The following is a 23,107-nucleotide window of genomic DNA, read 5'->3' as shown; positions in this document are numbered from 1 at the left end:
ACACTACTCCACAGGCTCTATTTTTCCGGATTTAATTAATCCTTCGACTCCACCTTCAGACTTGAGTACTAAATACTGCCTTGCCCCACCCGGATCACCGAACCAAGGAGCAATTGGACCAGCTTCAACCTCAAACGGCTTAACAACTTTGTATGTACGATACGGTGATGATAAAGTTTCAGGAGGTAGGGCTCTATTTTTAAATGGAACTCCCATATCTGCGAAATAGCTTCCCAGATCTCTAAACACACCATCTTCGTACCATCCACCAAAACGATCCAACATATGTCCCGGTTGTAACGTTATGTGCTCTCTTAACACAGAACCATTTTTTGTAGCAAACCCATCATTCGGAGGCCAACTCTGTGCAACATAACGACCTTTTTTATCATGCCATCGACCATTCGCATCTTTTTTAAATGGCGCATTATCAGGCTGTTCATCAATATCAGTCACAATCTCTGGCTGATTATTATCTGAACACCCATCTCCCGGTACATTACTCAACCCCAACGGATCCACCCATCCCGTCGGGTTCGGCACATACTGGTAGTTATTCAAGCCACCGGCTAAACCGATCGGGTCAATCGTCGTGAACCTGCCTGTGCCGGGGCTGTAATAACGGTGCCGGTTGTAATGAAGCCCGGTTTCGCTGTCATAATACTGCCCCTGAAAGCGTAGTGCACTTTGTATTTCTTCCACATGCTGGGTCAGCACGTTCCCGTAGGCGCGGTATTGCACCGACCAGACACTTTGACCCTGCACATCCGTCAGCTCGATGGGCGTACCGATTTGGTCCAGATGGTAGTAATAGACTTCCCCGTTGTTTCTGCCTTCACCGCTGATTTGGGCCAGCGGGCGGAAGGTGCCGGGCTCGTAAACGTAGGTTTTGTAATCACTATTGGTGACTTCACCAATCAGGGTGTCACCCTGCCACATAAACTCGGTGGTTGTGGTGGTTTGCGCTTTGTCCGTGACGACTTTTTTGGTTCTGCGGCCAAAGGCATCATAGGTGTATGTGGCTATAGTGCCGTCCGGCATGCTGGCCTGAGTCAGACGGTGCTGGCAGTCATACTCATAACGGGTGATGAGCGACTGATTCTTACCGCGTTTCTCAGTAATGAGACGCCCGAACTCATCGTATTCATAATGGCTGTCCCCGTGGAAAGTGAGCTGGTTGCCACCGGCTTCCGCCAGATTCAGTTCATCCTGACGTCTTCCCAGATGCTGGGACAAGACATTCCCGGTCGCATCATGGACAAAATGCTCTTCCAGATTCCCGCGCACCGCTTTCAGGCGTGACAGCGGGTCGTAATCAAAATAACTGTCACCAAAGCGGCTGTCAGCAATTTGCGACAGATTGCCCAGTGCGTCGTAACCATAATCCCGCGTGCGGGTTTGTCTGCCGGAGACAGACTGGCTCTGGTGCGTCAGCCGCCCCTGCGCGTCATATTCAAAACTGCTGGTCACCGCGCCCTGAGTCCGGCGGCTTTCCATCCCGTTCTGGTATAAATGCTGCGTCAGCACATGGTCATCCAGGCTGATTTGATTCAGCAGTCCGCCCTGCCCGCGCTGGTATTGCAGCACTTTGGCATCCGGCAACTGCCATTTGGTCACCTGCCCCACCGCATCATATTCAAAATAGTTCGAGGCCCAGTTCTGATGCTCTTCGGTCACCCGGCTGAGCAGGTCGTATTTCCAGCCCAGCGGCGTTTCACCGTCATCCACTGAAATCAGGTTGCCGTTGTCATCATAGTCGTAAGCGACTTTGGTGCCGTCCGGCAGCACTTTCTCACGCAGGCGGCCCATTTCATCGCGGACAAATCCGGTCACCAGCTCGGTGCCCTCAAGTCCCACTTCGGTTTTTTGGGTCAGCTGGCCAAGCAAATCATATTCATAATGCATCTGCCGCCCGTCGAAGGTGGTTTCCGTTTTCACCAGACCATTGGTGAAGTAATCAATGTTGTAAGCTTCACCGCGCTCATTGGTGATTTGGCTGACAAAGCGTTTCGGGTTGTCGTACAGGTAGCTCAGGCTGGTGCCGTCCGGATTCGTCACCCGGCTCAGCAGGTGGCTGTTTTCTTCGTACTCATACGCCGTTTTACGCCCGGTCTCGTCCATCACTTCGGTCACTTTACCGTAGGCGTTGTAACAGAAGGTTTTTGACTTGCCGTTGGGCTGAATCAGTTTCACCAGACGGTCGGCTTCATCCCACTGGTATTGCGTCACGCCGCCAATCGAAGATTTCTGGTAAATCACCCGGCCACTGATATCGTGGCGGTACTGACTGGTGGTGCCGTCCGGATATTTTTCTTCAATCAGCATCCCCAGCCGGTTCCAGCTGAGCTGATGCTCACTGCCGTCCGGGTAGACAATCCGGTTCAGGTTGCCCTGTGGGTTATAGTGATAGTAAGTACTTCGCCGCAGTGGATCGCGCTTCTCGCAGATATCACCGTTGTCGTTGTAGTAATACCGCCAGCTCGCCTCGCCGCGGGTGACCTTAAACAGCCGCCCGGCCATATAATCCATTTCGGTCGCGGTGCCGTCCGGGGCAATCACCCACTCCAAATCACCGTTCTCGTCATAGATATACTGGGTTTCATGGCCCAGCGCATCGGTCGTGCTGGTCAGCTTACCGTCTTCGTTGTAGGTGTTCGTCGTGACCGCGCCATCCGGGTCAGTGGTGCTGATGAGTTTGGCATTTTCATCGTGCTGATAGATGGACTCACTGCCGTCAGAATAGGTGACAGTCACACTGCGAGCTTCTTCATCCCAGCTTAATTCAGTATGGTTACCTGTATTACTCCAGTGTTTGATACAGCGAACCTGCTTGCCTTCACCTTCCCATTCCCAGCCAAATGCCATGCCACCGGCCATCACCCGTTCGGTGATGACATTGCGCGCATCATAGCTGTAATGCTCGCCTTCTCCGGCTTCATTACGCTCAGCAATCAGCTGGCCGTGTTCATTGTACTGATATTGGTGCAGCAGCCGCTGTGTCGACCATTCGCGGCCATTTTCAGTATCACTGAAAGTGCGCAGTTCGAGGCTGCTAATCAGGTTCGCTTCGTTATAGTTCACCCATAGGGCAATCCCGTGCGGATTCAGCACCGCCTGCACCCGGTCGTCATTGTCATACTGAAGATGCAGGGTATTGTCGTATTTATCCGTCAGGCGCACTAAACGCGCCACATCGCCGCGGCGCTCAAAGTGATAAAACGGTTGCTCCGGCGCGGCCAGAATATACTGGTTTGGCTCAGCCCCAAGATAAATACAGGCTTCGCCCAGATTATTGAGGATTTGCGGGCACTGTGCCGTCGGCTCGGGAAACGCCGTGCTGAGATATTCATCGTTATGCCAGAGCGCTTTGCCATCTTTAAATTCCAGCCGGTGCGCCAGTGTGTGGCCCCAGCCAAACCCTAAACCGGCATTCAGCTCACAAGCACTGGTACGGTATGTGCGCTGAAAAACAAATGGTAATGCTCCAGGCAAAACCATATCCGGAATTGTAAGTAACTCTTCCCCCGTCACCAACGAAATTGGATCATCAACACACTCGGTGTTTTCTTTCTTTTCATGCTTTTTCTTCGCTGGCGTTTCCGGTGAATCATTGGCTGTATGGGGCTTATCCTTCTCCATCTTCGCCTCGGTGCTGCTGGTGACCTTGCGCTCCATCATGGTCGCTTTTTCATGTTTGGCTTTGTTAAAGGTCTGATCTTTGATCCGGTCGCGGCTGAAACGCCCTTCACCGTGCTGGGTCAGTTTTTTCAGCTTCGGCAGATTGGACTCTGCATCCGCCTTGACCAGATCAACAATTTCTTCCAGTTTGGCCAGCACATCCACATGCTTGCCATGTTTCCATTTCTTTGGCTTCTTCATGAGACGGCTCCTGCGAAACTACCTGCATTGCGTAATTGTTCGATTGTTTTCATCACCGCTTTTCCGCCGGGGATGATCATCATCATCAGCACTTCCACCAACAACGACGCCAGACACATCGATACGATATTCATGATCTGCACCGGACTGAGCATCCGCAGCCAGCAGTAAGCCGCTTTCACCAGCAGAAAACAGCGCGCTTCATCTTTCAGCAAATTGAGCATCTCCGCCGCTTTTTTCTTGGTTTCTTCCAGCACACTGGCCAGTTTTTCAGAATCAACAAAACGTTTGAGGGTTTCTATCAGTTGCGTCGGGTGCGCCAGCACGTTAAACAGGTCGGAGATTTCATCCCAGGCGGTCAGCAGGGCAATGCCCATATTCTCGATAAACTTTTCGACTTCATGACCGACATCAATTGGATTACGCAGATAATCATCCCACTCGCTCTTCTGCTCTTCCCACTCGGCAGCCAACCAGTCCATCAGCTTCTGCTGGGTGCCGTCATAAGAAGCCAGCAGCGCTTTGATATCACTTTCGGTCACATCCGGATAGAAATACACCCGCAACAGCTTGCCTTTGTATTTGTTTTTATCCAGCTGGACAATGGCCGTGCCGTCTTCACCAATCGTGCCTTCGAACGGGTCACCATCATCGACATAACGCTTTGACTGACCACTCTTCACCAGTTTCACCGGCTGAATTTTGAACGGCGTGCCGCCAATCGGCACATAGGCTTCGGATTCAAAGCAGTGCACCAGGGTGATTTTGCCATCCAGCGGGCAGTTGACTAAATCCGCCCGGATGCTGGAATCATCCACATCGGCTGACTTTTCATGGCCGTTGACCATCACTTTCTGGTCCATTTCCAGCAGCCAGCCATACAGCCAGTTTTCAGATTGTTTTTTATACTCGGTAATCGACCCCATAAAATCGGTTTTGATGGCATCGAATTTTTCATCCAGTAATTGCGTCACTTTATCGCTCACCGGTAAACCTCCTGCGACAGCGCATCATGTAAATAACGGTTCAGTGTCACCGGCCCCTGCGGATCAAACCGCTCAACCAGACGGGTGACTTTGGCAAACAGAATGGGCTCGGGAAAATAGAAATACAGATCGGCACAGGTTTCTTTCACCCATTTGAGGGCGTTAATCACCAGCGTCGATTTATCTTCTCCGGTCAGCGCATCCATCACCGGCGCGGGCACTTCCCACCACGGAAACGGTTTCTCTTTCTGATTCAGCACCGGCTCCGGGTTATCCACCCGGTCAGCGTGGCTCATCCAGCAACTGGCCGGCCCCATCAGCACCGGACGTTGCTCATCATCACACAGCGACGCCACTTTCAGGCTGAAACGCGGATCGTAGAAACGGAAAAAAGCGTGATCGCCTGCCGGCAGCCAGATTTGCGTCAGGCTGCGCATGTGCGCCAGCACCTGTGCAAACGGCGCTTGTGAGCCCACCAGAATGCCCCAGTCCGGCGCTTCGCTGGTTTCCCCGTCAATCCAGTCGATAAACGGGTGATCCGGCTGAACCTGCGCGATGTAAGGCATCACTTCTTCCCAGCCTTCGTAATCGGTGCCAAGCCAGATACCGCGCGCTTCTTCGCCGCCATGCTGATAAAACGTCTCCAGCGGCCGGGCGCTGCTGGTACCGCTGAGCACCACAAACCAGTTTAAATCTTCCGTTACCTGCGTTTTTAAACTGAACATACACCACCCTTACATTTCTCACACTCTTCACAGAATGGTGCGGCGGATTTCATCGTTGCGACCTGAGCCGGTGTCAGAATCGGTGCCGGTGGATCGGGCACTTCAGGCACACCCGGCAGCTCAGCGGCCTGTCCGCCGTAAGCGGTCACACTGCCGGCGCTGCCGCCTTTGTTGAGGTTAATCGCCGGGCCGGACATATCCACGCCGCCACTGGCGACCGTCAGGAAGCTGCCTCCGGCTTTAAGGGTAATTTGTGAACCCGCTTCGATGACAATTTTGGTGCCGGATTTCAGGCTCAGTACCTTGCCGGATTCCACCGCCGTCAGTGAGCCGACTTTCTGATGCAGATCGGCGGCCAGCTCACTGCTGATCATCTTGGTGACTTTGGTGCGCTGCTCGCCGTCAATGGTCAGGTGATCGTTGACTTTGATATGGCTGAAGCGGTTATTTTCCACCGTGAGATGCTGATCGTTACCGACCATGCCGGTGACGTCATTTTCAATCACCGCGACATAATCTTTCTGACCATGGAGGTAAATCTTTTCACTGCCGGACTGATCTTCAAAACTCAGCTCATTAAAGCCGCTGCCCTGATGAGACTCGGTGCGCAGCACGGTTTTGGTCATCGCATCCGGCAACGGATACGGCGCTTTGTTGTTGGCGTTGTAGGTTCTGCCAGTGACAATCGGCTGATCCGGATCGCCATTGAGGAAGGACACAATCACTTCGTGGCCGATACGCGGCAACATCACCATCCCATATTCGGCACCGGCCCATTCGTGGGAAACCCGCACCCAACAGGAGCTTTTATCATCCGCGTTGCTGTAACGATCCCACGGGAAATGCAGTTTCACCCGGCCATGCTCATCACAGAAAATCTCTTCCCCCGGCGGACCGACAACGAGAGCAACATTCGGGCCGTCAATCACCGGCTTGAGACGTGGTGGCGTCTGCCAGACTTTCTCTCCGGGAATAAGGAAGAATTCATTGTGATAACTGGTTTCACCGCCACTGCCATTCTCTTCCAGAGCCTGTGGCTGACTGCCGGTATGCACCACCTTCACCGCCAGCCAGGTTTTGTTCATACTGCCGTCGGTGTGGTCGGTCACATCAAAGCGCACCCCGCCCTGAATTTTGGCTTCATCACTGTGGCCGGTGACGGTCAGCTCATTGCGGCGCAGCCAGTCGAGGCGGATTTTGCTGAATGCCACGCCGTTGCCGTCATCTTTATAGCGGCCCGGATAATCATAATGCTCGTAAGTTTCGAGCTGATATTGCAAACCGGTTTTTTCCTGGGTCTGCATAAAACTGTAAGCCGGCTTTTTGAAACTGTAGTCCTGCATCTGCACTTTATTGACTTGTGACTGGCGGGTTTCAGTCAGCGAAGCAATATAAGGCGTGTCACTCACACCACCGGAAATCACGTTATACGGCACCGCGCCAATCGGGCGGAAGCCTTTCGGGTTATCGGCAATCACGATGGTGTGTTTGCTGTCTTCGTGCTCGAAGGTGTACGTCAGCCCTTCTTCTGCCATCAGACGGTGGAAGAATTCCAGATCCGTTTCCCGGTACTGAACGCAAAACTCGCGCGGCGCACAGGTGCGTTTGACGGAAAAAGCGTAATCGGAAATACTCATTTCCTGAAGCAGGATGGAAAGCATATCCGGCACGCTTTGCTGCTGAAAAATGCGGCTGTTCTGGCGCAGAGAGAGCCGCTCCAGCGAAGGCACCAGCACCACATCATAAAACGTGTGCTGATGGCCGGTGTCACCTTTGCCGAAACTGCGGATGATGCCGTGAACTTTCTGCACCACTTCACCACGGCGGATCACTTCCAGCAGGGCTTTGCTGTCCACGAATTTTTTGGCGGTGTGGCCGCTGCTGCGGCTGGCAAGTGCAATCTGATACCGGTAACCGTAAACCGGGTTACCCTGAGAATCGACGGAATCCGAAACTGATTCGACGCCCTGATAGTCCCGCACTACCAGCGTCTCATCATCGACCCCATCGACGGTGAGTCGAAAATTTAAACTGTTCATAAGAATAAACTGCCGTTGTCTTCAAACTGAATCATCAACCAAGCCATTTCCGGTCGTTTTTTTCATACGAACTGCTGCACTTTTCTGCCGGCAGCATTGAATTTTTTATCGGAAACGGTGGCTACAAAACTCCGCGAAGCACTTCACCGGCTTTTGCTTATGCAGGGTATCAGTCAAAAAATGTCCTGAACCGGCCTCAAGGCGGAGTAAAAAGGCCATTCACCTTTGATACCCAAACAATCTGAAAAAACAGTGTTCAGGTTGCTTGGGTATCCGGTCAACAGCCCTGCGGTATTATATGCAAATTATGTTATTGAGTTCAGCAGTTATTCGTTTGATGTTGATTAGATTTCCGTTTTTCCTGAACTGGTCTCTCATTTTTATTGTTGATTTTGCAATTTTCATCATGACGACCCACAATTGTTAATACATTGTAATGATTAAAATTTGTTCAGTTTAATTTCATTCCGATCACCATGATACCTGATGGCCTGAACCCGCAGATGGCGATTTTATGAACCGGAACGAAGAACCCGTGACACAAGCTTGAGTTCAGACCAGGATGTGTTTTAAATAGTGAAAGACCTGAAGATGCCAGACCAGACTATGCAGATCGATTTCAGAGCCCGATTCAGATATAACCGGCCTTACACGTCCGGTAGTGACAATACATCCCGGATTGAACCTTACCGGACCGGACAAATCCCCCGCCTGTCGCAGTTTGAAAGCGATCGGGGGCGGATCATCAACTCAGCCGCCATCCGGCGGTTGCAACAGAAAACCCAGGTGTTTCCGCTGGAGCGCAATTCGTCAGTCAGAAGCAGGCTGACGCACTCACTGGAAGTGCAGCAGGTCGGGCGTCATATTGTGCAGCGGATTTACCATCAGCTGGGCGAAGATGCAAAACAATATGGGCTGGAAGAACTCGAACGTCATTTTGAATCGGTCGTCGAAATGGGCTGCCTGATGCATGATGTCGGCAATCCGCCTTTTGGTCACTTCGGAGAGCAGGCCATCAATGACTGGTTTTGCAGCTATGAAGGCATCAAAGCGTTGCCACCGGCGCTGTATAAGGATTTAACTGAATTTGAGGGCAATGCACAGGCGATACGGCTGGTCCATTCGATTCTGAGTCTGAACCTGACTTATACGCAGGTTTCCGCGATCTTAAAATATACCCGCCGGGGGGATGAACTCAGCCCGAAAACATTGAAGCAACGTGGCACGCCAATGACGGAAGCGGAACTGCCCTATCTGAAAAAGAAAGTCGGATTTTATCTCAGTGAAGATGAGTTCATCGGTAATCTGTATCAAACGCTGGCACTGGAGAAAGGCACCCGGGCACCGTTCACTTATATTATGGAGGCCGCCGATGATATCTCTTATGGGATAGCCGATATTGAAGATGCGGTCGAGAAAGGCATTCTGGACCGGAAACGAACCAGTGAAGCCTTGTGTCAGGAATATCAGAATCTGCTGATGGATCCGCGTTACGCCGGGGCCGATCCGGAAAAAATGGCACAGATTGTCCATGAGGCACAAAGCCGGGCAACCAGTGCCAAAAACTGCGCCGTCAGCCACTTTTTTATCACCTTACGGGTCGAAATCAGCCAGCTGCTTCCCCGCCATGCGGCGACACAATTCATTGAAAATATTGAAACCATTTATACCGGGCGCTTTAACCGGCCACTGATTGAGAACTTCAGTACAGAGCATGCGCTGGTCGAAACCCTGAAAAACGTGGCGAAAAAGCATGCCTTTTGTGACCGGGATGTGGAAGCAAGGGAATTACAGGGATACAAAATCATTACCGGATTACTTGATTACTATAAACCGCTGCTGGAACTGGAGAGGGACGATTTTCTGCAGGTAAAAGAAGGGGACAGAACACAGCTGCTGCCTTCACGGTTATTCTCAAAGCTGCCGGGCAAACATTTGCGGGCGTACGATAATGCCATGAAGGACATTGAGGCCGGAAACTATCCGGGCGGGTATGAGTTTTCTGCACAAGTCTGGGAATATTACTACCGGGTCAGGCTGATTCAGGACTATATCAGTGGCATGACCGATCAATATGCCTTTGATGAGTACCGGGCGTTCAGTGTCATTGACAGCCTGTAAACGCAGGGAAAATAAATAAACAATCATCGCCCGGCGGTCACTTTATTTGGACACGATTACTCAACCGAAATATCGAATCCTGGAAAGTATTTTTTTCCTAATCGCTGTATGGTGCCATCGGTTTTTACTTGTGCAATGGCCTGATTGAGCACCGCTTTCAGTGCCGAACCCCCCTGACGCACGCCGAAGCCGATGCCGCTGCCAAGTATGGCCGGGTCTTCCACCGGCTCGCCGGCAAAAGCAAATCCGTCGCCTTCCGGGCGGCTCAGAAATCCGGACTGACCGGCTGCTGCCATCACCAGCGTCGCATCAATCCGGCCAAGGACCATATCAGAATAGACCATACTCTGATCCTGATAAGTCATGACACGAATGCCTTGTGTCGCCCAGTGTTTTTTCGCGTAAACTTCCTGAATTGATCCTTGCAGCACACCGATCTTTTTACCACGCAACGATAGAATATCCGGCGTCAGACCACTGCCTTCGCGGGCGATGAGCCGGGTTGGAATCCGGTAAACCGGCTGAGTGAAATCAATCCGCTCTTTTCTTTCCTGAGTGATATTCATGGCTGAATTGATCACATCAAATTGTTTTGCCCTGAGCGCGGGTATCAGAGCGTCAAAACTGGCTTCAAACCAGCTGCATTGCATTTGTGCAGCCTGACAGACAGCCTTGCCCAGCTCAATGTCAAACCCCACCAGTTCTCCCTGTGCATTTTTACTTTCAAACGGGGGATATTCAGCCTCGATACCAAAGCGAAGTGTATTGCCTGCCCACACATTTGCTGCTGAAAATAAACCAGCCAAAACGCACAGCAAGATAATTTTTCTCATCCGTCAGATCCTTTTCAATGCAAAGAATAATCGCCTGACCACATTTGATTCAGGTGGCCTGATCACAGCGTATTTAATCTTTGATGCCTGAGCGCAGGTAAGTTACCCCTGACCTGCTGCATATAATCCATATCGGTTTGGGCGCACACAATACCATAACCCTCTTCCAAACAGGCAAGAACCTTTCCCCAGGGATCAATGATCATGCTATGGCCAAAGGTAGACTTACCACCGGGATGTTCGCCCGTCTGGGCAGCGGCAATCACAAAACACTGATTTTCAACCGCTCTTGCCCGTAATAAAATTTCCCAGTGCGCCAGACCGGTTATGGCTGTAAATGCTGCAGGCGCGGTGATGAGAGAATAACCAGAATGGTCACGAAACATTTCCGGGAAGCGCAGATCATAACAGACCGATGGCCGGATGAGGCCAAAAGGCGTGGTAAATGTCTGAATGTCGTGACCTGCTTCCAGAATTTCAGACTCCTGATAACACTCATTGCCGTTATCAAATCCGAACAGATGGATCTTGTCGTAACGTCCGGCACATGCACCGGACGGGCTGAATAATAAATTGCTGTTGAAAACTTTTTGCGGGTGAGTGCTTTGCAGAGGAATGGTTCCGCCTGATAACCACACCTGATACTGCTGAGCCTGCCGGGAAAGAAAACGCTGAAGCGGGCCGTCTCCAAACGGCTCTCCCAGCCGGATCCGGGTAGTTTCATCTTCACCCATCCAGTAAAAATATTCAGGGAGCACCACCAGCTCTGCGCCCTGAGAGGCCGCTTCTGCAATCAGAGAAGCGGCTTGTTGAAGATTCTGGTCCAGATGATCACCACTGTTCATCTGAATCGCTGCAGCTTTGAATGTCACCCCTGTCATTTAAAATCCCTCTGTCAAAACTCAATGCACAACAGCCCGAAGTGCCTGATTAAGAATTTATTCTCATTCTTATTATTTTAAGTTTCTCAGTCTGATCAATAAGCAACTATGCTTTTTATCATAACCTTTGCTATCTAACTAAAGGAACTCTATGCGTTTTATTCTCATTTTACTGCTCGGGTTACTTACATTTCAGAGCCAGGCAGAAACCCTTTCATTTGGTGTTGTTCCGCAACAGTCTGCGAAAAAACTGGCGGCGCTTTGGTCGCCGGTACTCAGCTATCTGAGTGAGTCAAGCGGCGTGAAGATTCAGTTTACGACAGCCAAAGATATCCCGGAGTTTGAACGACGACTCAGTCACGGAGACTATGATATTGCTTACATGAACCCTTATCACTATACCGTTTTCAGCCAGAAACCCGGTTACAGAGCCATTGCCAAACAGAAAGACAAACAGATTAAAGGTATCATCGTGGTCCATAAAAACAGCACGGCTAAAACCCTGTCCGATCTGAAAGATGCCACCATTGTGTTTCCGTCTCCGGCCGCCTTTGCAGCCAGTATTCTGACCCGGGCTCAGCTGACCCGCCAGAAGATTCGCTTTACTCCTAAATATGTTTCTTCACACGATTCGGTATATATGAATGTATCGCGCCAATTTTTCCCGGCGGGCGGTGGTGTGCTCAGAACACTGAATAATATGGCTCCGGAAGTCAGGTCTGAATTAAAAATACTGTGGACAACCCCGCCATATACATCTCATGCGATCGCAGTACATCCCCGGATTTCTCAGGAAACCAAAGACAAACTGGTGCGGGCAATGCAGGCAATGACAGCAGATAAACAGGGTTTGGCGCTGCTCAAAAATCTGAATTTCAAAGGTCTGGAAGCTGCATCAGATGAACAATGGGATGATGTCCGGCAGTTAAATATTCACCTGTTAGATAATTTTCTGGAGTAAAAAACAGCAGGCTTTGCTTATACCCAGGCATTCTCAAGATGCAGGATAGATAACATGTCATTGAAACTAAAAACAATCCTGGGCGTGGCTATCATAGAAGCACTCCTGCTTGGTCTGCTGATTACAGTGACCCTGAATTATCTGAAGTCAACCAACTACGAGGGATTGTATAAACGGGCTATCACCACCGCAACCCTGTTTGCCACAACGACCAAAGATGCTGTTCTCTCTTATGATTTGGCTTCATTAGACGCTCTGAGTGCTGAACTGATGGAAAATCCGGATTTGGTTTATGTAAGAATCAAATCCCCTTCGGGACAGATTTTCGCTCAGGCAGGCAATAAAACCTGGCTCAATGATCCTTTTCATGAAGATCAGCAGATCGATCATGTCTCTGATGGTGTATTCGATACCCGGGCTGAAATTCGTGAAGCGGGGACGCTGTATGGCATCATTGAGCTGGGGATTGATACCAGCAGTTTAAGCAGACAAATCAACGAAGTCTGGCACTGGAGTTTGTCTATTGCAATTGGAGAAATGGGACTGGTCGCCCTGTTTTCATATTTTCTGGGTTCTTATCTTGTCAGTGGCCTGACCCGGCTGCGCTATGCCGCTTACCGGATTTCAAAAGGTTATATGGATGTTTTTGTCCAGAGCAAAGGCACAGATGAAATTGCTGAAGTCAGCGAGGCGTTTAATGCAATGTCTGAACGTTTGAAGAATGTTTCACAAAGCCGGGAGATGTATGAAAAGCAACTCGAATCACTGAATAAAACGCTCGAAAACCAGATTGAACACAGAACCCGTGCGCTGGAAAAAACCAATGAGCAATTAATCCATTCCGAAAAAATGGCTTCCATCGGCACACTGGCTGCCGGTGTTGCCCATGAGATTAATAATCCGGTCGGATTTATCATGAGTAATATCAGGACATTATCCACTTATACAGCCACGTACAATGAAATTATCAGTCAATTACAACAGCTGGATGAGCAACAAAGTGAAGAAGAACTCCGGCAGGCAGTCCGTTCGCTGAAAGCATGGCTGAAGCAAAAAGATATCGAATTCATTCTGGAAGATATGGCTGAGATTATTACTGATATCCATGAAGGAAACGAGCGGATTAATCATATTGTTTCAGGACTGAAAGATTTCTCACATGTCGATCAGGATAAGTCATATAAACCGGCAAACCTGAATGAAGCGATAGAAAAAACTTTGCGGGTGACGGAGAATGAACTCAAGTATAAAGCAGAAACCGTTGTTGAATTATCTGACCTGCCTTTAGTCAATTGTAATACCAGCCAGATTCAGCAGGTTTTACTGAATCTGATTATCAACGCTTCACATGCGATAGAAGCTGAGGGACGTATCGAAATTCGCAGCTGGGCTGAAAATAACAGAGTGTGTATTTCTGTCCGGGATAACGGAAGCGGTATTCCGCCCGCCTTACACAAAAAAATCTTTGACCCATTTTTTACCACCAAAAAAGTCGGAAAAGGCACCGGGCTAGGACTGGCGATCAGCTACAACATCATGAAAGAACATCAGGGTGAAATTCTGATGGAAAGCCAACCGGGTGAAGGAACCTGCTTCACTCTCAACTTCCCCAAAGCCGTCATCTCTTCCCCGAACTATTCACCAAAGAAAAGTTAAAGATACCGTACTCCACCCGAAAAGACTGTAGAATAAAACACCATATAATGCCACTTTTGTACATTTAATAGCTCAAAACAAGATCACATTCACACTTCAATATTATTTCATTTATATGTTTTTAACCAAACTAATAAACCACAAATTTAACAAAAATCCAGATAAAAACACCAAAAATATAACAAAAATAAGAATATAACTTCAAAAAAATTAGCTATAGCAATCAAAGGATAAATATATTAACATTTGCTTCACATAAAGATAAAAATATTGCAAAGCAACATATACGATAAAAAATACACAAATTTAAGCAACACATTTAATACAGGAAATTACAAATGCAATCAGTTGTAGACTTTTTAAATGGAATTATATGGAGTCCGGCACTCATTTATTTATGTCTTGGTGCCGGTTTGTTTTACTCAATTCTGACCCGTTTTGTTCAGGTAAGGCACTTCTCTGAAATGTGTCGCCTGCTATTTACCAGCAAATCATCGACCAAAGGTATTTCCTCTTTTCAGGCACTTGCTGTCTCTCTTTCTGGCCGGGTCGGTACAGGTAATATTGCGGGCGTGGCCGCAGCCATAGGATTTGGCGGCCCCGGAGCTATTTTCTGGATGTGGGTTGTAGCCTTTCTGGGCGCAGCAACGGCATATGCGGAATCAACTCTGGCTCAAATATATAAAGAAGAAGAAGATGGCCAGTTCCGTGGTGGTCCGGCCTACTACATAGAGAAAGCACTGGGCCAAAAATGGTATGCATGGATATTTGCAATTGCAACTGTATTGGCATGTGGCGTACTGCTGCCAGGTGTTCAGTCCAATAGTATCGGTAATGCTGTCGAAACAGCTTTCGGCTCTGGTGAGATGGTTCAAACAGCTATCGGTACATTCAGCTTTGCCAAAATTTTAACGGGGACAGGCATTTCTATTCTGCTTGCATTCATCATTTTTGGTGGCGTTAAACGGATTGCAAGCTTTACTCAGGTCATCGTACCATTTATGGCGCTGGCTTATATCATCACGGCTTTCGTCATTATCTTGTTGAATATCCATCAGGTGCCACATATCTTTGCGATGATCATTGGTGATGCATTTACACCAATGGCCGGACTGGGTGCAGCTATCGGATGGGGTGTAAAACGAGGTGTTTATTCCAACGAAGCAGGACAAGGAACCGGACCACACGCAGCAGCTGCAGCACACGTTCAGCACCCGGCACAACAGGGGTTGGTTCAGTCATTCTCAATTTATATTGATACCCTGCTGGTTTGTTCTGCCACTGCATTTATGATTTTAATTACCGGAGCATACAATGTTCAGGGGGTGGGTGAAGGTGCATTCCTTGTTCAGAATCTGGCGGCTGAAATTACACCAAATGGTCCGGGATTTACTCAGGCAGCGATCGAAAGTGCCCTGCCGGGTATCGGTAAAACATTTGTTGCGTTTGCCCTGCTCTTCTTTGCCTTCACAACCATTCTGGCTTACTACTATATTGCAGAAACAAACATTGCTTATATCCGCCGTAAATTTAACTCTGATATTCTGATGTTTGGTCTGAAACTTGTGATTCTGTGTGCGACATTCTACGGTACAGTCAAAACCGCGGGTCTTGCATGGGCAATGGGTGACGTCGGTGTTGGTTTAATGGCATGGCTGAATATTGTTGGTATTCTGACGATCTTCTTGCTCAACAAACCAGCAATGAAAGTTCTGAAAGATTATGAAGAACAGCAAAAACAAGGCGTTGAAGAATATACGTTTAATCCGGTGGCATTAGGAATTACGGGTGCTGATTACTGGGAAAAACGCTATGCCCGTCAATCACAAAAATCAAAATCAACCTCTGATACTGGTGATTATATCGATACTGAAAATCCGGTAGATGTGAGAAGCTAACTCTGACGGGTTACCGAAGTGCATGAAAAAAGAGCCAATATAACAATGGCTCTTTTTTTATTTGGAGTGAATGCTGCTGTTTAATCCGCCCGAAAAGAAAATAAACCGATCATTTTCATTAGAGGCTGTTCAAGAATAAAAAAACCTCTCACATTTTGTCAGAGGTTTTCTTTATATTCACTTAGGGGCACTTGGCAATCAGGAAATTATTCCCACTCAATTGTCGCTGGTGGCTTACCCGAAATATCGTAAACGACACGGGAAATTCCGTCTACTTCATTAATAATCCGGTTAGAGACTTTACCCAGAAAATCATAGGGCAAGTGCGCCCAGTGCGCGGTCATGAAGTCGATCGTTTCCACAGCCCGCAGTGAGACAACCCAGTCGTACTTACGGCCATCTCCCATCACGCCGACAGAACGAACCGGCAGGAAGACAGTGAATGCCTGAGACACTTTGTGATACAAACCCGCGGCATGTAATTCTTCAATAAAAATCGCATCTGCACGGCGCAGCAAATCACAATATTCTTTCTTAATTTCACCCAGAACACGGACGCCAAGGCCAGGTCCGGGGAAAGGATGGCGATAGAGCATATCGTATGGCAGACCCAGCTCTAAACCGATTTTGCGAACTTCATCTTTAAACAATTCACGCAGTGGTTCAACCAGCCCCATTTCCATATCTTCAGGCAGACCGCCCACGTTATGGTGCGACTTAATCACATGAGCTTTACCGGTTTTTGATGCCGCAGATTCAATCACATCCGGGTAGATTGTGCCCTGAGCCAGCCACTTGGCATTTTTAAGCTTTCCGGCTTCCTCATCAAAGACCTCGATAAACTCATGCCCAATGACTTTCCGTTTCTCTTCCGGATCGCTTTTGCCTTCCAGCGCTTTCAGGAAACGCTCTTCCGCTTCGACTTTAATGATATTCAGCCCGAAGTGATCACCAAACATTTCCATCACCTGCTGGCCTTCATTCAGGCGCAACAGACCGTTATCAACAAAAACACAGGTCAGCTTATCTCCAATGGCGCGCTGAACCAGCATCGCAACAACAGAAGAATCAACGCCGCCAGACAGAGCAAGAATGACTTCATCATCCCCTACCTGAGCCTTAATCCGGGCGACAGCATCTTCAATAATTGAAGCCGAAGTCCATAAACGCTCACAGCCACACGCGCCCAGCACGAAGTTTTCCAGGATTTGCGTGCCCTGTTTGGTATGGGTGACTTCTGGATGGAACTGAACACCATAAAAGCGTTTCTCTTCATTCGCCATTGCCGCATAAGGACAGGTATCGGTTTGCGCGACCTGAACAAAATCAGATGGAATTTCAACGACTTTATCGCCATGACTCATCCAGACATCCAGCAGCGCAGCACCATCGGCTGTCACGCTATCCTGAAGCCCTTCAAACAGTTTTGATGTCTGAGTCACCTCAACCTGAGCATAACCAAATTCACGTTTATCCGAGCAGGAAACTTTACCACCCAGCTGCTCAGCCATGGTTTGCATGCCATAACAGATGCCCAAGACAGGCACACCACAATCATAAACATACTGAGGCGCCCGCGGAGAGTTCTCTGCCGCAACGCTTTCAGGACCGCCAGATAAGATGATGCCGTCAGGGTGGAATTCACGGATGTCCGCTTCATCAACGTCCCAACTCCACAGTTCACAATAAACACCAATCTCACGTACACGACGCGCAACCAGTTGGGTATATTGAGAGCCAAAATCAAGGATCAGGATCCTTTGGTCATGAATGTTTTTCGTCATTTTGAGCCGTCTTTAATAAGCTAGTTGATAGATTAAAAATAAGAAACGGAGACGAGTTTACCCGCCTCCATTGTTGTCATCAAGCAAAAAGCAAACGTTTTCGCCAGTTGTTCGGGTCTTTCAGCCTAAACACTTGTTTTTCGATCTTAACCGTTTGTATTAAGATCCTAAACGATAATTTGGTGCTTCTTTGGTGATTTGAACATCGTGAACGTGAGATTCTTGGATACCAGCACCAGAGATTTTCACGAATTCAGCTTTTGTTCTTAAATCTTCAATCGTTGCAGAACCGGTTAAACCCATACAAGAACGAAGCCCACCCATTTGCTGGTGCACGATTTCTCTGAGCAAACCTTTATAAGCAATCCGGCCTTCAATGCCTTCAGGAACGAGTTTGTCAGCAGCATTATCCGACTGGAAATAACGATCGGAAGAGCCTTTTGACATTGCTCCCAGAGACCCCATACCACGATAAGCTTTATAAGAACGTCCCTGATAAAGAATGACTTCTCCCGGTGCTTCTTCTGTCCCGGCAAACATAGAGCCAACCATCACACACGATGCCCCCGCAGCAATTGCCTTACAGATATCACCAGAGAAACGAATCCCGCCATCACCAATCACAGGAATACCATACTCATCAGCAACAGCCGCAGCATCAGCAATTGCAGAAACCTGTGGCACACCAACACCAGTGACGATACGGGTCGTACAGATCGAACCGGGGCCAATACCAACCTTAACTGCGCTCACTCCGGCTTCAATCAATGCTTTGGCACCCTGAGCCGTTGCTACGTTTCCGCCAATAATATCCAAATCAGGATAAGCTTCACGTGTTTCGCGAATACGCTGTAGTACACCTTCAGAATGACCATGAGAGGAGTCAATCAACAACACATCGACACCGGCTTCAACCAGCGCTTTTACCCGCTCTTCATTGCCGGGCGCAGCGCCGATTGCCGCGCCAACACGTAGCCTGCCCTGTTCATCTTTACAGGCATGTGGGGCTTTTTCTGCTTTATGGAAGTCTTTTGCTGTGATCATACCGGTCAGCTGGAATTCATCATTCACAACCAGGATTTTTTCAACGCGGGCCTGGTGCATTTTTTCCTGCACTTCAGCGTGAGAAGCGCCTTCTTTCACTGTTGCAAGACGCTCTTTTGGCGTCATGACTGCTGAAACCTGTTTATTCAGATCAGTGACAAAACGCACATCACGGCCGGTAATAATCCCAACCAGTTCATTATTTCGTGTCACGACAGGAAAGCCCGCAAAGCCGTGTTCTTCGGTTAAGGCCATCACTTCAGCAATCGTCTGCTCAGGCTGAACGGTTACCGGAGATGTCACCACACCGGCTTCATAGATCTTAACCTGACGAACCTGAGCAGCCTGCTGTTCGACTGACATGTTTTTATGGATAAAACCAATCCCGCCTTCCTGAGCCAGCGCAATAGCCAGACGAGCTTCCGTGACAGTATCCATCGATGCAGAAAGCATTGGAATATTCAGGGTGATATTCTTCGTGAGCCGGGTACGAAGATCAGCAGTATTGGGAAGAACTGTAGAATGGGCTGGGACGAGTAGTACATCGTCGAAAGTCAGAGCTTCTTTGGCGATTCGTAACATTTGCAATATCTCACAACAGGGCGTTAAAAGAAAAACCAACCGTTTGCTAAATTGTTGGGTTGGATTTGATATTGCGGACGGATTATACCGAGCAAAATTGAGTTTTACTACACATTTTTTTATTTTTAATTTGCATAATCCCCCTTGATATGTATTATATTGGCGCTAATTTCCATCCTTATGGCCTCTTATCTTATCGTGTTTGTTTCCGGTAACCGCAATATCTACACTGTCTCCCGATTGAATGCCGACGTTCGTCTGTTACTCGAAAATGAGATGGGAATTGTCTGGCTGATTGGCGAGATTTCTAACTTCTCTTCACCTGTGTCCGGCCACTGGTATCTGACATTAAAAGATACCCGTGCTCAGGTCAGATGTGCGATGTTTAAAGGCAGTAACCGCTTCGTGACATTTAAGCCCCAAAACGGGCAGCAGGTTCTGGTCAAAGCACGACTGTCTCTCTATGAACCCCGCGGAGACTATCAGCTCATTATTGAATCAATGCAGCCTGAAGGCGATGGCCGCCTTCAGCAGGAGTTTGAGCAATTAAAGAACAAACTGACTGCGGAAGGACTCTTTGCACAAACCAATAAGCAACCCTTACCTGAGCACCCACAATGTGTCGGAATTATTACCTCCAAAACCGGCGCAGCTTTATTCGATATCCTGGATGTACTCAAGCGAAGAGACCCGACATTGCCTGTGGTGATCTATCCAACCATGGTTCAGGGAGAACATGCTGCCATTCAAATCGCTCAAGCGATTGGCAGAGCAAATGAGAGACAGGAATGTGATGTTTTGATCGTCGGTCGTGGTGGCGGCTCTCTGGAAGATCTCTGGAGCTTCAATCAGGAAATCGTTGCCCGGACAATTGCGGCAAGTCAGATTCCGGTTGTCAGTGCCGTCGGCCATGAAGTTGATGTCACAATTGCTGACTTTGTTGCCGATGTTCGGGCGCCAACCCCTTCAGCAGCGGCTGAACTGGTAAGTCAGGATAGCAGTTACAAAGTTTCCGGTTTCGAAAATTTCCGGCGCAGACTGGCAGACAGTATCCGTTTTTATCTGGCTGAAAAAAATCAGCATCATCAATCCCTGATGCATGCATTGGAAAAGCAGCATCCCAGTAACCAGCTGGATAAACAAGCCCGGCAACTTGATGATCTTTCCGGGCGACTGCAACAGTCCGTACAGGGATATCTGATCAGAGAGCAGCAAAGAACGGATCGTCTCAGCTATACGCTTCAGTTGCATTCACCTCAGCCATGGATCCGGAAAATGCAGGACAATATGGTACAAACTGAGAGAAGACTGGCTGAAGCGATTGATAAAAAGATTCTCACTTGTCAGCATCAGCTCGCTCTTTCCGCTGAAACCTTAGACGCTGTGAGTCCCTTATCTACGCTCAAAAGAGGTTATTCTGTAACAACCAATCGTGCCGGCAAGGTTATTCACACCTCTGATGAGGTCCACGACGGAGAGACACTCGTCACTCAGTTAGCTGACGGCAAAATTTACTCGACTGTCATAGCTGGTCCTGAATAACGATTAATCTATCCGTTTAAATTCAAACCGGGTTGCCGGATTTGATTTAGATTTCAGCTCATTGCATGAATGACAAAAATAGCTGACAGCACCACATGCCGCCAGCTTTTCAAGTTCAGCTTTGCAATCCGGACAGTAAGCTATTTTATGATAGTGTGCATTGCAGCGGGAGCAACAATAGTTGCCGTCCCAGCTGAGCTCCTGTTGACATTCCGGACATCTGTTTTCAGACATTTCAGCTCCTTTATGATCTGGTGATAACTGTACCACTACAACCCTATAATTTATTTTGTGACTCAATTTGGTTTGTTACCCAAAATATAGACCTGAGCCGGAAAAAACTATATTTGATGACAAAGAACGAACCATCTCTCAGAATGAAATATCTGCTGCTGTAAAAGATCCCTCAGAGATCCTTACCTGATCACCGGCTTTATTTGTATTGATCAGCGATCAACCTTCAAAAGAACAATTATATAACCACACCCCGAAAGCATAAGTTACATATTCTGTATATGAATTATTAACGATATTTTGTACTTTATAAAAACTTAAAAATCACCCGGATAAGTGTTTCATAAAAAGATCATTTATCTTTAATCCAGAAAAAACCCGGCAAAATGCCGGGTTTCATCAACAGTCATGATTATTTTTTGCGATGCTTCATCATCGACATTAACCGCTTCTTCTGCCGTTCCTGCGACAGAGTCAGCTTGTTGGTTTTGCCTTCGAAAGGATTCTCACTATTCTGGAATTGTATCCGGATAGGCGTCCCCATAATCTCCAGAGACTTACGATAATAGTTCATCAGATAACGTTTATAAGAATCCGGCAATTCTTTGACCATATTCCCGTGTATCACAATAATCGGTGGATTATATCCTCCGGCATGCGCATATTTTAGTTTCACACGACGACCACGTACCAGCGGCGGCTGGTGATCTTCAGTTGCCATCTTCAAAACTCTCGTCAATACGGATGTACCAACACGGGTTGTTGCTGAGTTATAAGCTTCTTCAACCGATTCAAACAGATGCCCAACTCCGGTTCCATGAAGTGCAGAAATAAAGTGAATCCTGGCAAAGTCGATAAACCCTAAACGTCTGTCCAACTCTTTTTTCACGTCTTCTTTCACACTTTGATCAAGTCCATCCCACTTATTCACGGCAAGAACCACGGAACGTCCGGCATTGAGTGTAAAGCCCAACAGACTTAAGTCCTGATCGGATATATTTTCACGGGCGTCAATGACCAGCAATACAACATTTGCATCTTCAATGGCCTTCAGGGTTTTTACAACTGAGAATTTTTCTACGGTCTCATGAATACGCTTTCTGCGACGAACTCCTGCAGTATCGATCAGGATATATTCCCGCTCATGACGCTGCATAGGAATATAAATAGAATCTCTGGTTGTTCCGGGCATATCATAAACCACCACCCGCTCTTCCCCGAGAATCCGGTTAGTTAACGTTGATTTGCCCACATTTGGCCGCCCGATTATAGCCAGCTTAATCGGCTTTTCCTGCAGGCGCTGATACTCAGCTTCGGCCTCTTCTTCGGTGTAATCAAGCTGTGTCTCTTCGGCGAACGAATCTTCGGACATATCACCGAAATCATCTTCTGATTCCTGAACAAAAGTTTCAAACAGTGGATTGAGGGCTTTTTCAATCAGAGAACTGACACCGCGCCCATGTGCAGCAGCAATATGGTAGACCTGATCGATGCCCAGTTGCCAGAACTCGGCACTTGCACTATCTGCATCGATTCCATCGACTTTATTCACAACCAGCAGTGATGCCTTTTCTGTTTTACGTAAGTGTAAAGCAATCGCTTGATCGGAAGGCGTCAGGCCAGCGCGCCCGTCAACCATAAACAAAACAACATCCGCTTCATCAATTGCAGCAAGAGACTGTTCAGCCATTTTGGTCTCAACACCATCTTCACTACCATCAATACCGCCGGTATCGATAACAATAAATTCTTGTTCACCTACTTTTGCATGACCATATTTCCGATCACGGGTCAGCCCCGGAAAATCAGCAACCAGCGCATCTCTTGTCCGGGTCAGTCGGTTAAACAGTGTCGATTTTCCTACATTTGGACGCCCAACAAGCGCAACTACAGGGATCATATATAGCAACCTCTAAAATCACAGGTATCGGTGAAAAATAAA

15 protein-coding genes are annotated in these 23,107 nt (G+C 48.2%); 5 read left to right on the top strand and 10 right to left on the bottom strand.

The genetic code is table 11. The annotated features are described in order from the left end of the window. Nucleotides 1-3 precede the first annotated feature (3 nt). Genes OCV29_RS04635 through OCV29_RS04620 form a run of 4 tightly spaced genes read right to left on the bottom strand, consistent with a single transcriptional unit; the run spans nt 4 to nt 7,629 of the window. Nucleotides 4-3,879, bottom strand: a complete 3,876-nt coding sequence (locus OCV29_RS04635; protein ID WP_073603747.1) for an RHS repeat-associated core domain-containing protein — start codon at nt 3,877-3,879, stop codon at nt 4-6. Further along, nucleotides 3,876-4,865 (bottom strand): Rhs family protein, encoded by a 990-nt coding sequence (locus tag OCV29_RS04630; protein WP_073603748.1) that lies wholly within the window; start codon nt 4,863-4,865, stop codon nt 3,876-3,878. The genes OCV29_RS04635 and OCV29_RS04630 overlap by 4 nt, the downstream gene beginning before the upstream one ends. Next, nucleotides 4,862-5,590, bottom strand: a complete 729-nt coding sequence (locus tag OCV29_RS04625; protein WP_073603749.1) for a DUF4123 domain-containing protein — start codon at nt 5,588-5,590, stop codon at nt 4,862-4,864. The genes OCV29_RS04630 and OCV29_RS04625 overlap by 4 nt, the downstream gene beginning before the upstream one ends. Further along, nucleotides 5,578-7,629: a type VI secretion system Vgr family protein gene (locus tag OCV29_RS04620; protein ID WP_073603750.1), complete on the bottom strand. Its 2,052-nt coding sequence runs from the start codon at nt 7,627-7,629 to the stop codon at nt 5,578-5,580. Before OCV29_RS04620 ends, OCV29_RS04625 begins: the two co-directional genes overlap by 13 nt. Nucleotides 7,630-8,220: 591 nt before the next feature. Between OCV29_RS04620 and OCV29_RS04615 the strand changes: the two genes are divergently transcribed. Continuing rightward, the gene (locus OCV29_RS04615) at nt 8,221-9,750 is read left to right on the top strand and encodes a deoxyguanosinetriphosphate triphosphohydrolase (RefSeq protein ID WP_245796837.1); all 1,530 of its coding nucleotides are present in this window, start codon (nt 8,221-8,223) and stop codon (nt 9,748-9,750) included. A 56-nt stretch (nt 9,751-9,806) separates the two neighbouring features. Here OCV29_RS04615 and OCV29_RS04610 read toward each other — a convergent pair whose 3' ends face one another. Continuing rightward, on the bottom strand, nt 9,807-10,583 hold the full coding sequence (locus OCV29_RS04610) for an ABC transporter substrate-binding protein (RefSeq protein ID WP_073603751.1): 777 nt from the start codon (nt 10,581-10,583) through the stop codon (nt 9,807-9,809). Between the two features lie 62 nt (nt 10,584-10,645). Then, nucleotides 10,646-11,464, bottom strand: coding sequence for a carbon-nitrogen hydrolase family protein (locus OCV29_RS04605; RefSeq protein ID WP_073603752.1), 819 nt, complete (start codon nt 11,462-11,464; stop codon nt 10,646-10,648). Nucleotides 11,465-11,615: 151 nt separating this feature from the next. On the opposite strand from OCV29_RS04605, the gene OCV29_RS04600 reads away from it, so the two are divergent. The 3 genes from OCV29_RS04600 to OCV29_RS04590 all read left to right on the top strand — a co-directional run bounded on the left by OCV29_RS04600 (nt 11,616) and on the right by OCV29_RS04590 (nt 15,979). Then, complete coding sequence (locus OCV29_RS04600; RefSeq protein WP_073603753.1) at nt 11,616-12,425, top strand: phosphate/phosphite/phosphonate ABC transporter substrate-binding protein; 810 nt, start codon at nt 11,616-11,618, stop codon at nt 12,423-12,425. A gap of 54 nt (nt 12,426-12,479) precedes the next feature. Beyond that, nucleotides 12,480-14,081 carry a sensor histidine kinase gene (locus tag OCV29_RS04595; RefSeq protein ID WP_073603754.1) on the top strand — a complete coding sequence of 534 codons (1,602 nt, stop codon included), beginning with the start codon at nt 12,480-12,482 and terminating at the stop codon, nt 14,079-14,081. 338 nt (nt 14,082-14,419) lie between these two features. Beyond that, nucleotides 14,420-15,979 carry an alanine/glycine:cation symporter family protein gene (locus tag OCV29_RS04590; RefSeq protein WP_073603755.1) on the top strand — a complete coding sequence of 520 codons (1,560 nt, stop codon included), beginning with the start codon at nt 14,420-14,422 and terminating at the stop codon, nt 15,977-15,979. Between the two features lie 206 nt (nt 15,980-16,185). Here OCV29_RS04590 and guaA read toward each other — a convergent pair whose 3' ends face one another. Continuing rightward, the gene (guaA, locus tag OCV29_RS04585) at nt 16,186-17,763 is read right to left on the bottom strand and encodes a glutamine-hydrolyzing GMP synthase (RefSeq protein ID WP_073603756.1); all 1,578 of its coding nucleotides are present in this window, start codon (nt 17,761-17,763) and stop codon (nt 16,186-16,188) included. Nucleotides 17,764-17,922: 159 nt separating this feature from the next. Then, a complete protein-coding gene (gene guaB / locus OCV29_RS04580; protein WP_073603757.1) occupies nt 17,923-19,389 on the bottom strand; it encodes an IMP dehydrogenase in 1,467 nt (488 codons plus the stop codon). A 180-nt stretch (nt 19,390-19,569) separates the two neighbouring features. On the opposite strand from guaB, the gene xseA reads away from it, so the two are divergent. Next, the gene (gene xseA / locus OCV29_RS04575; protein WP_073603758.1) at nt 19,570-20,931 is read left to right on the top strand and encodes an exodeoxyribonuclease VII large subunit; all 1,362 of its coding nucleotides are present in this window, start codon (nt 19,570-19,572) and stop codon (nt 20,929-20,931) included. Between the two features lie 3 nt (nt 20,932-20,934). Here xseA and OCV29_RS04570 read toward each other — a convergent pair whose 3' ends face one another. Next, a complete protein-coding gene (locus OCV29_RS04570; protein ID WP_073603759.1) occupies nt 20,935-21,165 on the bottom strand; it encodes a zinc ribbon domain-containing protein in 231 nt (76 codons plus the stop codon). A gap of 412 nt (nt 21,166-21,577) precedes the next feature. Beyond that, on the bottom strand, nt 21,578-23,065 hold the full coding sequence (gene der / locus OCV29_RS04565; RefSeq protein WP_073603760.1) for a ribosome biogenesis GTPase Der: 1,488 nt from the start codon (nt 23,063-23,065) through the stop codon (nt 21,578-21,580). Nucleotides 23,066-23,107 lie beyond the last annotated feature (42 nt).

The organism is Vibrio aerogenes (genome assembly GCF_024346755.1).
GTDB lineage: Bacteria > Pseudomonadota > Gammaproteobacteria > Enterobacterales > Vibrionaceae > Vibrio > Vibrio aerogenes.
Note: the sequence above shows the minus strand (reverse complement) of the source record. Positions and strands in the feature narration are given on the sequence as shown.

Coding starts and splice junctions, on each gene's coding strand:
- OCV29_RS04635 (WP_073603747.1), bottom strand. CDS start 3,879: ATGAAGAAGCCAAAGAAATGGAAACATGGCAAGCATGTGGATGTGCTG.
- OCV29_RS04625 (WP_073603749.1), bottom strand. CDS start 5,590: ATGTTCAGTTTAAAAACGCAGGTAACGGAAGATTTAAACTGGTTTGTG.
- OCV29_RS04620 (WP_073603750.1), bottom strand. CDS start 7,629: ATGAACAGTTTAAATTTTCGACTCACCGTCGATGGGGTCGATGATGAG.
- OCV29_RS04615 (WP_245796837.1), top strand. CDS start 8,221: ATGCCAGACCAGACTATGCAGATCGATTTCAGAGCCCGATTCAGATAT.
- OCV29_RS04610 (WP_073603751.1), bottom strand. CDS start 10,583: ATGAGAAAAATTATCTTGCTGTGCGTTTTGGCTGGTTTATTTTCAGCA.
- OCV29_RS04605 (WP_073603752.1), bottom strand. CDS start 11,464: ATGACAGGGGTGACATTCAAAGCTGCAGCGATTCAGATGAACAGTGGT.
- OCV29_RS04600 (WP_073603753.1), top strand. CDS start 11,616: ATGCGTTTTATTCTCATTTTACTGCTCGGGTTACTTACATTTCAGAGC.
- OCV29_RS04595 (WP_073603754.1), top strand. CDS start 12,480: ATGTCATTGAAACTAAAAACAATCCTGGGCGTGGCTATCATAGAAGCA.
- OCV29_RS04590 (WP_073603755.1), top strand. CDS start 14,420: ATGCAATCAGTTGTAGACTTTTTAAATGGAATTATATGGAGTCCGGCA.
- guaA (WP_073603756.1), bottom strand. CDS start 17,763: ATGACGAAAAACATTCATGACCAAAGGATCCTGATCCTTGATTTTGGC.
- guaB (WP_073603757.1), bottom strand. CDS start 19,389: ATGTTACGAATCGCCAAAGAAGCTCTGACTTTCGACGATGTACTACTC.
- xseA (WP_073603758.1), top strand. CDS start 19,570: ATGGCCTCTTATCTTATCGTGTTTGTTTCCGGTAACCGCAATATCTAC.
- OCV29_RS04570 (WP_073603759.1), bottom strand. CDS start 21,165: ATGTCTGAAAACAGATGTCCGGAATGTCAACAGGAGCTCAGCTGGGAC.
- der (WP_073603760.1), bottom strand. CDS start 23,065: ATGATCCCTGTAGTTGCGCTTGTTGGGCGTCCAAATGTAGGAAAATCG.